This is a genomic window from Serratia sp. 3ACOL1 (assembly GCF_003668775.1).
Lineage (GTDB): Bacteria > Pseudomonadota > Gammaproteobacteria > Enterobacterales > Enterobacteriaceae > Chania > Chania fonticola.
Genome location: NZ_CP033055.1, coordinates 5,634,651 through 5,647,948 on the forward strand (window position 1 = coordinate 5,634,651; position 13,298 = coordinate 5,647,948).

The 13,298-nt window shown below is 53.6% G+C and carries 11 protein-coding genes and 4 tRNA genes; 13 read left to right on the top strand and 2 right to left on the bottom strand.

Going from position 1 to position 13,298, the window contains the following annotated elements; translation table 11 throughout:
- Positions 1 to 306: 306 nt before the first annotated feature.
- Entirely contained in the window at positions 307 to 1,701 is a 1,395-nt protein-coding gene (locus D9980_RS25505) for an MFS transporter (RefSeq protein ID WP_121608798.1), read from the bottom strand.
- 340 nt (positions 1,702 to 2,041) lie between these two features.
- Here D9980_RS25505 and pncC point away from each other — a divergent pair, with 340 nt between their 5' ends.
- The 13 genes from pncC to luxS all read left to right on the top strand — a co-directional run bounded on the left by pncC (position 2,042) and on the right by luxS (position 11,904).
- Positions 2,042 to 2,530 carry a nicotinamide-nucleotide amidase gene (pncC, locus tag D9980_RS25510; RefSeq protein ID WP_024485174.1) on the top strand — a complete coding sequence of 163 codons (489 nt, stop codon included), beginning with the start codon at positions 2,042 to 2,044 and terminating at the stop codon, positions 2,528 to 2,530.
- A 112-nt stretch (positions 2,531 to 2,642) separates the two neighbouring features.
- Positions 2,643 to 3,707 (top strand): recombinase RecA, encoded by a 1,065-nt coding sequence (gene recA / locus D9980_RS25515; protein WP_065686951.1) that lies wholly within the window; start codon positions 2,643 to 2,645, stop codon positions 3,705 to 3,707.
- Between the two features lie 58 nt (positions 3,708 to 3,765).
- Entirely contained in the window at positions 3,766 to 4,299 is a 534-nt protein-coding gene (gene recX / locus D9980_RS25520) for a recombination regulator RecX (protein ID WP_121608799.1), read from the top strand.
- 131 nt (positions 4,300 to 4,430) lie between these two features.
- The gene (alaS, locus tag D9980_RS25525; protein WP_121608800.1) at positions 4,431 to 7,058 is read left to right on the top strand and encodes an alanine--tRNA ligase; all 2,628 of its coding nucleotides are present in this window, start codon (positions 4,431 to 4,433) and stop codon (positions 7,056 to 7,058) included.
- A 254-nt stretch (positions 7,059 to 7,312) separates the two neighbouring features.
- Positions 7,313 to 7,498: a carbon storage regulator CsrA gene (gene csrA, locus D9980_RS25530; protein WP_004091602.1), complete on the top strand. Its 186-nt coding sequence runs from the start codon at positions 7,313 to 7,315 to the stop codon at positions 7,496 to 7,498.
- 332 nt (positions 7,499 to 7,830) lie between these two features.
- Positions 7,831 to 7,923 (top strand) — tRNA-Ser (locus D9980_RS25535).
- A gap of 3 nt (positions 7,924 to 7,926) precedes the next feature.
- Positions 7,927 to 8,003 (top strand) — tRNA-Arg (locus tag D9980_RS25540).
- 200 nt (positions 8,004 to 8,203) lie between these two features.
- A tRNA-Arg gene (locus D9980_RS25545) sits at positions 8,204 to 8,280 on the top strand.
- A 52-nt stretch (positions 8,281 to 8,332) separates the two neighbouring features.
- Positions 8,333 to 8,409 (top strand) — tRNA-Arg (locus D9980_RS25550).
- A gap of 179 nt (positions 8,410 to 8,588) precedes the next feature.
- Positions 8,589 to 9,155, top strand: a complete 567-nt coding sequence (gene yqaB / locus D9980_RS25555) for a fructose-1-phosphate/6-phosphogluconate phosphatase (RefSeq protein WP_121608801.1) — start codon at positions 8,589 to 8,591, stop codon at positions 9,153 to 9,155.
- Positions 9,152 to 9,580, top strand: coding sequence for a YqaA family protein (locus tag D9980_RS25560; protein ID WP_039996317.1), 429 nt, complete (start codon positions 9,152 to 9,154; stop codon positions 9,578 to 9,580). The genes yqaB and D9980_RS25560 overlap by 4 nt, the downstream gene beginning before the upstream one ends.
- Positions 9,581 to 9,661: 81 nt before the next feature.
- Positions 9,662 to 11,224, top strand: coding sequence for a glutamate--cysteine ligase (gene gshA, locus D9980_RS25565; protein WP_121608802.1), 1,563 nt, complete (start codon positions 9,662 to 9,664; stop codon positions 11,222 to 11,224).
- Positions 11,225 to 11,388: 164 nt separating this feature from the next.
- Complete coding sequence (gene luxS / locus D9980_RS25570; protein WP_021182180.1) at positions 11,389 to 11,904, top strand: S-ribosylhomocysteine lyase; 516 nt, start codon at positions 11,389 to 11,391, stop codon at positions 11,902 to 11,904.
- 60 nt (positions 11,905 to 11,964) lie between these two features.
- On the opposite strand, the gene D9980_RS25575 is transcribed toward luxS, so the two are convergent.
- Entirely contained in the window at positions 11,965 to 13,254 is a 1,290-nt protein-coding gene (locus tag D9980_RS25575; RefSeq protein ID WP_024485181.1) for an HlyC/CorC family transporter, read from the bottom strand.
- Positions 13,255 to 13,298: the final 44 nt, after the last annotated feature.

A 13,298-nucleotide genomic window follows, 5' to 3' on the forward strand; every position in this document is an offset into this window, starting at 1 on the left:
TTACCGGTTATTAAACGGGCTTTATAAATAAATTCAATTTAAATCATTCGGTTAACCATTTTCATTTTGTGGGTTGTACATGTTTAAAAACAGGTGCTACCAGGTGGAGAAATAAGATAATTACATTACAAAACTAACCTTTACTGCGGGTTTTAGTGACATTAAAATGCGTACTAATAAAGGGGTATTTTTTGAAACTGTGAAGTAAAGATTTTTTATTTATAAGTTATGCTACTGATTTTATGGGGCGGTATAAGAAAGCCTTCATATTCTGGGGTGAGGCGTGGCGGACCACGCCTGGCTGACCTATAGCATGGTGTAGGCTTTTTTCAGCCCGGTGTCTTCTTCGGGATCTGCACCTTGAGGCTGGGCGGGCTCTTCTTCCTGCAGCGGTTCCACCGTTAACTGAGCTTCTACTAGCGGATCGGGAGCGGCCTCCGGTGCTGGCATCGTATCTTGAATGGTCTGCTCATCGAACGTCGGGTTTAATGCCGGGGAAAGTGGGGAACTGGAGAGGCTGTCTGGCATGGCGATATGGGGCACAGGCGCATCCTGTACAAACTGCGACTCATCCTGTTTGACCGTTCTGCTACAGGCCATAATCAATAGACCACACAGCGCGAAAAACACGTACAGGATATTCCCACCCAAAGGCTGGATCAGCGCACCGACGGCCAGCGGCCCGATGCTGGCCCCCACGCCAAATGCCATGAGCAGACAGGCGGCCAGGGAGACGCGGCGTTCTGGCTCAATCATGTCGTTGGCCAACGCTACTGCCAACGGATACAGCGTGAACTGCAACATGCTGACCATGAAGCCGACGATCAGTAACACCGGGAAATCGATATGGGGCAATAGGGCCAGTGGTAAGGCGGCAATCACCAGCAGCAGGGCGTTAACCCGCATCAGCAGCGTGCGGTTGTATCGGTCTGACAACCAGCTCAGCGGAAACTGCGCCACCAGCCCGGCAAAGATAGCAATGGCCATAAACAGACCGGTTTGCTGAGTGGTTAATGCCTGCTGGCTGGCATATACCGGCGCCAGCCCGTAGAAGGAGCCTACCACCATGCCGATCACCAGCGTGGTGGCCAACACTTTAGGGATAGCATGCACAAAATAGCGTAGCTCCATGGGGGCGGGCGACATATGCCGGGCATTGGTGCGGGTTGTCAGGGCGATCGGCACCAGGCAGAGGGAAAAACACAGCGCGATGAGCAGCAGCGTGCTGATGCCAAGGTTGGCTTGTAGCATAAGCACGATCTGCCCCAGCGACATGCCAAGGTAGGAGGCCGCCATATAAAAGCCGAATACCATGCCGCGCTGATTGGATTCTGACTGATCGTTCAGCCAGCTCTCCAGCACCATGTACTGACACATCATACACAGGCCGATAATCAGCCGCAGCACCACCCAAACCGGGATGTATTCCGTCAGGCCGTGGCCCAGCACCGCTGCGGTAATGATCCCGGCGCAGGAGACATAGGCGCGGATATGCCCTACGCGAGCAATCAGAAAGTGGCCGACCTTGCCGCCGATCACTAGGCCGATGTAGTTGGCGGCGATAATGGCCCCGATCAGGGCGCCACTGACGTTGATGGAGGTTAACCGCAGGGAAATGTAGGTGGTCAGTAACCCTGAACCCAACAGCATCAGCAGGGTGGTGGTATACAGCGGAAAGAATACACCTAACGTTTTTTTCACTCGGCCTTCCTGTTTTGGTCGAAGATTGAGGCAAACGGGTTTGCCGCAACAAGCTGGACGTATCCCCGATACTAGCAGTTAGTACAACGGCTTAAAACTGCAGCACTGCGAAGCGCATGGCATTTCGGCCGGTAAAATGCCGTAGAGGCTTGATAAATGCTACCATCAGGCGCATATACCTTGATTGCTGACAAAGTGACAATGTTGCTGAATTGGCAGAAGACACACATATTCGACCGTAGGGGCGCTGCATGCTGCGCCCGTCTAGCAGTACCCTTTACGTTGTGAGCCTGTTGGGGAATGTCTGCAGTTTTATAAACCATTGATTAATGGAGAGGCCATGAGTGAGAAGCGGTTGCGTGAGCTCAGTATTGCCGTCGGACAAAGGCTAAAGGCCAATGGGCGTTGGATCAGCTGCGCGGAGTCCTGTACGGGCGGCGGTATTGCCAAGGCAATTACCGATATCGCCGGCAGCTCGGCCTATTTCGATCGCGGCTTTGTCACTTACAGCAACGCGGCAAAGCACGAATTGTTAGGGGTGGCGGAAGCGACCTTGCAGGCTCATGGCGCGGTCAGTGAGGAAGTGGTGCGCGAGATGGCGCAGGGCGCGATGCACGCGGCCAAGGCCGATCTGGCGCTGTCGGTCAGCGGCATTGCCGGCCCAGATGGTGGCAGTATGGAAAAACCAGTAGGTACCGTCTGGTTTGGTTTTGCCGAACGTTCCGGCCGGGTGCTGGCGCGCAAAATGCAATTTACCGGCGATCGCGATGCGGTGCGCCTGCAGGCAACCCTTTTTGCGCTGCAAACGGCGCTTGATGAATTTTTGTAAAATTAGGCTTGATACTGTATGACCATACAGTATAATTAGCGACAATTTCCTGCACAACATACATTCAGCGGCAATGTGAGTCACTCTGACATTGCGCAACGAAGGAGCAAAAATGGCTATTGATGAGAACAAGCAAAAGGCGTTAGCTGCAGCACTGGGCCAGATTGAGAAACAGTTCGGCAAAGGCTCCATCATGCGTCTGGGTGAAGACCGCTCCATGGACGTAGAAACGATCTCCACCGGCTCGCTGTCACTCGATATCGCACTGGGCGCAGGCGGCTTGCCAATGGGCCGTATCGTCGAGATCTATGGCCCGGAATCCTCCGGTAAAACCACCCTGACTCTGCAAGTTATTGCCGCTGCGCAGCGCGAAGGTAAAACCTGTGCGTTTATCGATGCCGAACATGCGCTGGATCCTATCTACGCCAAGAAACTGGGCGTGGATATCGACAACCTGCTGTGTTCTCAGCCGGATACCGGTGAGCAGGCGCTGGAAATTTGTGATGCGCTGACTCGTTCCGGCGCGGTTGACGTCATCATCGTCGACTCCGTAGCGGCGCTGACGCCGAAGGCGGAAATCGAAGGCGAAATCGGTGACTCACATATGGGGCTGGCGGCACGTATGATGAGCCAGGCCATGCGTAAATTGGCCGGTAACCTGAAGAACGCCAACACCTTGCTGATCTTCATCAACCAGATCCGTATGAAAATTGGCGTGATGTTCGGTAACCCGGAAACCACCACCGGGGGTAATGCCCTGAAGTTCTACGCTTCTGTCCGTCTGGATATCCGCCGTATCGGTGCGATCAAAGAAGGTGATGAAGTGATCGGCAGCGAAACCCGCGTGAAAGTGGTGAAGAACAAAATCGCTGCACCGTTCAAACAGGCAGAGTTCCAGATCCTGTATGGCGAAGGGATCAACAGCCGTGGCGAACTGGTCGATCTGGGTGTGAAACACAAAATGATCGAGAAGGCCGGTGCCTGGTACAGCTACAACGGTGAGAAGATCGGTCAGGGTAAGTCCAATGCCTGTAACTTCCTGAAAGAAAACCCGGCCATTGCTGCGGAACTGGATAAAAAACTGCGTGACCTGTTGCTGCACAGCAATGGTGAACCGGCTGCTGCTAGTGCCGAGAAAGCCGATGACAACGAAGCAGAAACCAGCGAAGAGTTTTAATCTTTGCCAGTGGATATACGCCCCTTAGGGCGTATACCGATCACCAAGGCTTGCAGATATGAATGACGTAGGCTTCCAGCCTTCAGGTAATCAGCAAAATACGTTGATTAGCCGTGCGATGCGGCTATTGTCCCAACGCGATCATAGTGAAGCCGAACTGCGCCGCAAACTTGCGGCGCCGCCATTTATGGCGAACGCCAGATTCGGTAGCAAATCCCCTACAGAACCCCCCGAAGAACCCGTCGATCCTGCAATCATTGAACAGGTGATTAGCTATTGCTACCAGCATAACTGGCTGGACGATCGGCGTTTCGCCAATAGCTTTATCGCCAGCCGCAGCCGCAAGGGATATGGCGCGCAACGCATTCGCTCAGAACTGATGCAAAAGGGCGTAGATAAAGAGATAGTGCAGGACGCCCTGGCGGAATGCGAAATTGACTGGTGTGAGCAAGCCAGGGAGATCGCGTTGCGCAAATTTGGCGATCCGTTACCGGTAGAATGGAAAGAGAAGGCCAAGGTGTTGCGCTATCTGCTCTATCGCGGCTTCTTCCAGGAGGAAATTCAGTCGATTTACCGTGATTTTGCGCAATGAATGCACACGGCGTTTTACTTCCCCCCGAAGAAAATTTATCTTATCCCCACATTTAGTTCGTGAACCAGAGGATATCGTCAGGATGTCGAGCCTCTTTCACGCATCGTTATTCTAGTCTTTCCGGGAAAATTATGAGCAAGAGCACCGCTGAGATCCGTCAAGCGTTTCTCGATTTCTTTCATAGTAAAGGCCACCAGGTTGTAGCAAGCAGCTCCCTGGTACCTAACAATGATCCGACATTGCTGTTTACCAATGCTGGCATGAACCAATTTAAAGACGTTTTCCTGGGGCTGGACAAGCGCGCCTACTCGCGTGCCACCACTTCACAGCGTTGCGTGCGTGCCGGTGGCAAGCACAACGATCTGGAAAACGTCGGCTATACCGCCCGTCACCATACTTTCTTTGAGATGTTGGGCAACTTCAGCTTCGGTGACTATTTCAAGCACGATGCCATCAGCTACGCGTGGGAACTACTGACCGGTGAAAACTGGTTCAACCTGCCGAAAGAAAAGCTGTGGGTCACCGTCTATGAGACCGATGACGAAGCCTTCGACATCTGGCAAAAACAGATTGGCGTGCCTGCGGAACGTATCATCCGCATCGGCGATAACAAAGGCGCGGCCTTTGCTTCCGATAACTTCTGGCAGATGGGCGACACCGGCCCATGCGGCCCGTGCACCGAGATCTTCTTCGATCACGGCGACCATATCTGGGGTGGCCCTCCGGGTAGCCCGGAAGAAGATGGCGATCGCTATATCGAGATCTGGAACATCGTGTTCATGCAGTTCAACCGTCAGTCGGATGGCACCATGCTGCCGCTGCCGAAGCCTTCGGTGGATACCGGTATGGGCCTCGAGCGTATCGCTGCGGTGCTGCAACATGTCAATTCCAACTACGAAATCGATCTGTTCACCACCCTGATTGCCGCCGTCGCTAAACTGACCGGTGCAACCGATATGGGTAACAAGTCGCTGCGCGTGATTGCGGACCATATCCGTTCTTGTGCCTTCCTGATCGCCGATGGCGTGATCCCGTCGAATGAAAACCGTGGCTACGTGCTGCGCCGTATCATTCGCCGCGCGATCCGTCATGGCAACATGTTGGGCGCGAAGGATACCTTCTTCTACAAGCTGGTTGCTCCGTTGATTGAAGTGATGGGCCCGGCTGCCGAAGAACTGAAACGCCAGCAGGCACAGGTTGAGCAGGTACTGAAATCCGAAGAAGAACAGTTTGCCCGTACGCTGGAGCGCGGTTTGGCGCTGCTGGATGACGAACTGGCCAAGCTGCAGGGCGATACCCTGGATGGCGAAACGGCATTCCGTTTGTATGATACCTACGGTTTCCCAGTGGATCTGACCGCAGACGTCTGCCGTGAGCGTGGCCTTAAGGTTGATGAGCAAGGTTTTGAGCAAGCTATGGAGGCTCAACGCCGCCGTGCGCGTGAGTCCAGCGGTTTTGGTGCGGACTACAACAGCCTGATCCGTGTTGACGGCGCAAGCCAGTTCAATGGTTACGATCGCGAAGAGCAACAGGCGAAAGTGACCGCTTTGTTCCGTGATGGTCAGCCGGTGGATGAGATCCATGCGGGTGAAGAGGCCGTGGTGGTGCTGGACGAAACGCCATTCTATGGCGAGTCGGGTGGCCAGGTCGGCGATAAAGGCTTGCTGAAAGCGGCTGGCAGCGAGTTCGTCGTGAGCGATGCGCAGAAATATGGCCAGGCTATCGGTCACCTGGGCAAGCTGGCTAGCGGTTCGCTGAAGCTGAATGACCGCGTTGATGCGGTAATCGACAGCGAACGCCGTAACCGTATCCGCCTGAACCACTCCGCCACTCACCTGCTGCATGCGGCATTGCGCCAGATCCTGGGTGAGCACGTAGCGCAAAAAGGCTCGTTGGTTAACGACAAGTACCTGCGTTTTGACTTCTCGCACTCCGAAGCGATGAAGCCAGAACAAATCCGCGCGGTAGAAGATTTGGTTAACCAGCAGATCCGTCGTAACCTGTCGGTCCAGACCGAAGTGATGGCGTTGGATGATGCCAAAGAGAAGGGCGCTATGGCGCTGTTCGGCGAGAAGTACGATGATCACGTGCGTGTGCTGACTATGGGTGATTTCTCTACCGAACTGTGTGGCGGTACGCATGCCAAACGTACCGGTGACATCGGCCTGTTCCGCATTCAGAGTGAGTCTGGTACCGCAGCGGGTATCCGTCGTATTGAAGCTGTGACGGGCGAAGGGGCGATAGCGACTTTGCATCAGCAAAGTGACCTGTTACAAGATGTTGCTCACCTGGTGAAGGGTGACAGCAATAACCTGACTGATAAGGTGCGTGCGGTACTCGATCGTACTCGTGCGCTGGAAAAAGAGCTGCAACAGCTGAAAGATCAGCAAGCTGCGCAGGAAAGTGCTTCGCTGTCGAGTCAAGCCAAGCTGGTCAATGGCGTGAAGCTGCTGGTCAGCCAGCTGGATAACGTTGAACCAAAGATCATGCGTACCATGGTTGACGATCTTAAAAATCAACTGGGTTCTGCGATCATCGTGTTGGCCACGGTGGAAGAAGGCAAAGTCAGCCTGATTGCGGGTGTTACCAAAGATCTGACCGACCGGGTTAAGGCCGGCGAGCTGATCGGCAACATCGCACAGCAGGTTGGCGGCAAGGGCGGTGGACGCCCTGATATGGCAATGGCTGGGGGCAGTGATGCCAACGCCTTGCCTGCGGCATTAAACAGCGTAGAGGCCTGGGTGGCCGCGAAACTGTGAATATAAATAAATAGGCGCGTTACTGACGCCGTAAGCCACTGTGGCTTATGGCGTTTTTAGACTGTGCTAACACAATGTAGTGACAATTGCGGGAACAAAGTTTTCCAGGTCGGCTAAACTTATTCTTAATCTGGAGTGACACCAAGTCTGCTTACATTTATTGTGGGTTCTTGACTTACGTTTTCACTGCATATAATGGATAATGGCGGGGAAACTGAGAGACCCGACTCTTTTAATCTTTCAAGGAGCAAAGAATGTTAATTCTGACTCGTCGAGTTGGTGAAACCCTCATGATTGGCGATGAGGTTACGGTCACAGTGCTAGGGGTTAAAGGCAACCAAGTTCGTATTGGTGTGAATGCCCCCAAAGAGGTGTCTGTTCACCGCGAAGAAATCTACCAGCGCATCCAGGCCGAGAAGTCTCAACAGACGACTTACTGATTTCTAAGTAGCGTCTCGTTCTACAACGAGACGCTTCTTGCTTTTCTTGACCCGCTTTCCCCCTTCTTTTCACACTAACTGTTATCTCCCCCCATTTTTTTGCCAATAACTTTCTCCTGCGATCAAACTCCTATCCGCGGTAGCACGGCATTTTCTTGTTGATAAAGCACTCTTTTTGCCGCGAAATCACTCATGTTGCCTGTGATTTGTGCAAACGCGCGAGAGTTGGGAAAAATTGTTTGACTTATAAACCCACGAAAGTAATATGTGCGCCACGCAGTGCCGATGAGCTTCTCTAAAGCAAGTTAGGCACGATTCGCAAGAAGCGTACTGGTGAGGTGGCCGAGAGGCTGAAGGCGCTCCCCTGCTAAGGGAGTATGCGGTCAAAAGCTGCATCCGGGGTTCGAATCCCCGCCTCACCGCCATTTGCATCCATAGCTCAGCTGGATAGAGTACTCGGCTACGAACCGAGCGGTCGGAGGTTCGAATCCTCCTGGATGCACCATATTACTAAGTGTTTGTCTGAGAGTGTTTATCTCACAGATGAGTGCGAGCTGAAAGGTAGCACAAAGGGGGATAACGTTGCTTTAGCAACGGCCCTGCGGGCGAAGCGGTTACGCTGAGTAATCCTCCTGGATGCACCATATTTTGCAGTATGGTGGGGTAGTAACGACATACCATACGGTATCAAAAAAGAATTCCTGTGCATCCATAGCTCAGCTGGATAGAGTACTCGGCTACGAACCGAGCGGTCGGAGGTTCGAATCCTCCTGGATGCACCATTCTTCAGTGACGTTTCACGGAACGAAACAAATTCGCTACAAAAATTAGATTGCATCCATAGCTCAGCTGGATAGAGTACTCGGCTACGAACCGAGCGGTCGGAGGTTCGAATCCTCCTGGATGCACCATCTTCTTAGAGAAACCCGCTTCGGCGGGTTTTTTACTTTTCATTTCTAAGTTCCCACCTTCTGTTTTCTGTCTTACGCAACCTCTTATCTACACCGCATTTTCCGTCATGCTCTGGCAGCGACAACCTTTCGGCTTTACGCTAAAGTAGCTTTCTTTGCTCAATGGTCATGGAGTCACGATGTACGATCGCTATCAGGGTCTGATCTTCGACATGGACGGTACCATTCTGGACACCGAGCCAACGCATCTCAAGGCGTGGCACGAGGTGTTGGCACGTTACGGAATGAAGTTTGATGCGGCCGCCATGACAGGGCTGAACGGTTCACCTACCTGGCGCATTGCTCAGGCGGTGATTGCCGCACATCAGGCCGATCTTGATCCTCATCAACTGGCCGCCGAGAAAACCCGCGCGGTAGAAAGCATGCTATTAGACACGGTGCGTCCGTTACCGCTGATTGAGGTGGTGAAGTCTTATCATGGCCGCCGTCCCATGGCGGTAGGGACGGGCAGTGAGCACCGGATGGCGGAGATGTTGCTGCGTCATTTAGGGCTATTCGACTGCTTTGATGCCATCGTCGGGGCTGATGATGTTCAACGCCACAAGCCGGAGCCGGATACCTTCCTGCGCTGTGCGGAGTTGATTGGCGTGCCTCCTGAGCACTGCGTGGTGTTTGAAGATGCCGAATTCGGCATTCAGGCCGCCAGAAGCGCCAATATGGCCGTGGTAGACGTTCGCACGCTGTGAGTAGTACGCTGGCGGTCATGTCGCTGTTTGGCAGCAGCTTCCTTAGTGCGACGCTGTTGCCTGGCAATTCAGAGATCGTGTTGGTTGCGTTGTTGACCAACAGCAGCGCTTCACCAGGTTTACTGGTGCTGGCTGCAACGTTGGGAAATACCCTGGGTGGGTTGACCAACGTCATTATCGGGCGCCTGTTACCGGCGTTGAAACCACAACGCGGGCTGGAAACGGCTCTTGGTTGGTTACAACGCTTTGGCCCGGCTGCGCTGTTGCTCAGTTGGGTGCCGGTTGTGGGCGATTTATTGTGCGTGTTGGCAGGCTGGCTGCGCATGCCATGGGGCTTTGTCACGCTGTTTCTGTGTATCGGAAAAGCGTTGCGTTACATCATCTTGACGATGATTACGCTGCAGGGTATCGCCTGGTGGCATTAACCAAGTGAATATAACTCAATATTCTCTAGGGAGCGGATTCAGTATGCTTACAGCTATCGTTTTTAGAAGCGGGAGGTCAATTTGATCCCGGACGTATCACAGGCGCTTTCTTGGTTGGAAGCCCACCCTCATGCATTAAAAGGGATCCGGCGCGGTATTGAGCGTGAAACACTGCGGGTAACCGCGGATGGCACGCTAGCCAGCACGGGTCATCCAGAACAACTGGGGGCGGCATTAACGCACCATTGGATCACTACGGACTTTGCCGAGGCGCTGTTAGAATTTATTACACCGGTTGATGATGACCTCGATCACTTACTGACGTTCCTGCGTGACATCCATCGTCACGTAGCGCGTAATCTGGGTGATGAGCGCATGTGGCCGCTGAGTATGCCATGCTTTATCAACGCCGAGCAGGATATCGAGCTGGCGCAGTTTGGCACCTCCAATATTGGCCGGATGAAAACGCTGTACCGGGAAGGGTTGAAGAACCGCTACGGCGCGTTGATGCAAACCATTTCCGGGGTGCACTACAACTTCTCCCTGCCGCTGGAGTTTTGGCAGGCGTGGGCTGGCGTTGAGGATGAAGAGAGTGGTAAAGAGCAGATCTCTGCGGGATATTTCCGCCTGATCCGCAACTACTACCGCTTTGGTTGGGTGATCCCATATCTGTTCGGGGCATCGCCAGCCATCTGTTCCTCGTTCCTCAAAGGCCGGGAAACCGATTTGCCGTTTGAGCGCAATGAACGGGGCATGTGCTATTTGCCTTATGCCACCTCGCTGCGCCTGAGCGATCTGGGCTATACCAATAAGTCGCAGAGCAATCTGGGCATTACCTTTAACGATCTGCAAACCTATGTGCAAGGTCTGAAACGCGCTATTGCGACGCCTTCAGAAGACTATGCCAAGCTGGGAGTGAAAGAGGGCGATCGCTATCTGCAACTGAACAGCAACGTGTTGCAGATCGAAAACGAACTCTATGCCCCGATCCGGCCAAAACGCGTCACCCACAGCGGTGAGACGCCGTCAGATGCGCTGTTACGCGGCGGTATCGAATATATCGAGGTGCGCTCGCTGGACATCAACCCATTCTCGCCAATCGGTGTGGATGCGGTGCAGGCGCGTTTCCTGGATCTGTTCCTGGTGTGGTGCGTATTGGCGGATGCGCCAGAAATGAGCAGCGATGAGTTGCTGTGCACCCGTAAAAACTGGAACCGGGTGATTTTGGAAGGGCGTAAGCCAGGCCAGACCATCGGCATCGGCTGTAACGATACCCGTGAACCGTTGGATAAGGTCGGCAAAGCGCTGTTTGGCGATTTGAAGCGCGTGGCCGAGGTGTTGGATAGCGAAGCGGGCGATCGACAATATCAGCAGGTGTGTGAACAACTGGTGGCGGCGTTTGACGATCCGGAGCTGACGTTCTCGGCCCGTATCCTCAAGGAAATGAAAGCGCAAGGCACCGGTAACGTTGGCCTGGAACTGGCGGAAAAATATCGCAAAATGCTGATAGAGGAGCCGTTGGAACTGCTGACCGAAGAGCAACTCGCTCAGGAGCAGCAAGCCTCGTGGCAACGCCAGCGCGACATAGAAGCCAGTGATACGCTAAGCTTTGAACAGTTCCTGAAGGAAAACGGCGGGGGCTGAAAAAGAAAAAGGCCACATCACTGTGGCCAAATACACATCTCTGAAAACAGTGATGATGATAACAAATGCGCGTCTTTCATAGATTAAGACCCGCAGGGTTGGAAAAGGTTTCATCGGTACGAAAAAAGTTTCGAAATAAATTCATTTTACCAAGAGGTGATGACATGCCACTGCTGGATAGCTTTACCGTAGATCATACTCGCATGGCGGCGCCGGCTGTCCGCGTTGCTAAAACCATGCAAACCCCTCATGGGGATACCATCACCGTATTCGATCTGCGTTTCTGTCGCCCGAATCTGGAAGTGATGCCAGAGCGTGGGATCCATACCTTGGAACATCTGTTCGCTGGCTTCATGCGCGACCATCTGAACGGTAACGGCGTGGAGATCATCGATATCTCGCCAATGGGCTGCCGTACCGGCTTTTATATGAGCCTGATTGGCGTACCGGAAGAGCAGCGCGTGGCCGATGCCTGGCAAGCCGCGATGGCTGACGTGCTGAAGGTGACTGACCAGCGCAAGATCCCTGAACTCAATGAGTTCCAGTGCGGTACCTACCATATGCACTCGCTGGAAGAGGCGCAGGAAATCGCCAAGCATATTCTTGAGCACGGCGTGGTAGTGAACCATAACGAAGAGCTGGCACTGCCGAAAGATAAGCTGCAAGAGTTGCACATCTAGATTCGGTGCAAAAACGCAGTGAAAAAAAGACGCGAAAGCGTCTTTTTCTTTGGCTTGTATCTAGTGGTTCTGCACGCTGGCCTGTAAGGATTTAATCGGCGTGACGCGCACCTGCTTGATCATATTGTCCTGCACGTCGAGGATATCGATATCATAGTGGCTGATGCGCACCCTGGTCCCGATGCTGGGGATCTCCTCCAGCTCTTCGAGCAGCATGCCGTTGATGGTTCTGGCCTCGGTAGCGGGCAGCGTCCAGTTGAAGGCCTTGTTCAGCTCACGCACGTTGGCACTGCCGTCGATCAATACCGAGCCATCGCTCTGTGGATTCACTTCCTCCGCCAGCGTAGGTGACATTGAGGTGGTGAAGTCGCCGACGATTTCTTCGAGAATATCCTCAACCGTCACCAGCCCCTGAATATCACCATACTCATCGACCACGATGCCGACCTTCTCTTTGTTGCGCTGGAATTTCACCAGTTGAACGTTCAGTGGCGTGCCCTCTGGCACGTAGTAGATCTCATCAGCCGCCCGCAGCAGGTTCTCTTTGTTGAACTCTTTTTTCTCGGTCATCAGCCGGTAGGCTTCGCGTACGCGCAGCATGCTGATGGAGTCGTCCAGTGAATCGCGGTACAACACGATGCGGCCGTGTGGGGAGTGTGTCAGCTGGCGCATGATCGACTTCCAGTCGTCGTTGATATCAATCCCGACAATCTCATTGCGCGGCACCATGATGTCTTCCACCGTCACCTTCTCCAGATCCAGCACAGAAATCAGCATGTCCTGATTACGGCGCGAAATCTTCGACTGGGACTCGTTCACAATGGTGCGCAACTCCTCTTTACTCAACGCGCCGCTGATGCGGACGTTGGTGCGGATGCCGAAAATCCGCAGCACCAGGGTGGTAATGCCATTGAGCAGCCACACCAGCGGGAACATGACTTTTTGCAGTGGGGCCAGCAGGAAGCTGCTAGGGAAGGCAATTCGTTCAGGATAGAGAGCGGCAAAGGTTTTGGGTAACACTTCGGCGAACAACAGCACGACAAAAGTCAGCACCCCGGTGGCGATTGCCACACCAATATCGCCATATAGGCGCATCCCGACGATGGTCCCCAGCGCAGAGGCCAGAATATTGACCAGGTTGTTGCCAATCAGCACCAGGCCAATCAGGCGGTCAGGCTTTTGCAGCAGCTTCTCTACCCGGCGTGCGGCGCGGTTGCCCTGTTTGGACAGGTGGCGCAGACGATAGCGGTTGAGCGTCATCATGCCGGTTTCGGATGCTGAAAAATAAGCGGAGACCGCGACCATAATCACCAAAATGAAAATGAGGGTCTCTGTCGAAACGTGCTCCAACGCGGTATTCCTTATGTTGGGTGAGAAGGGTGCCTAGGCGGGGC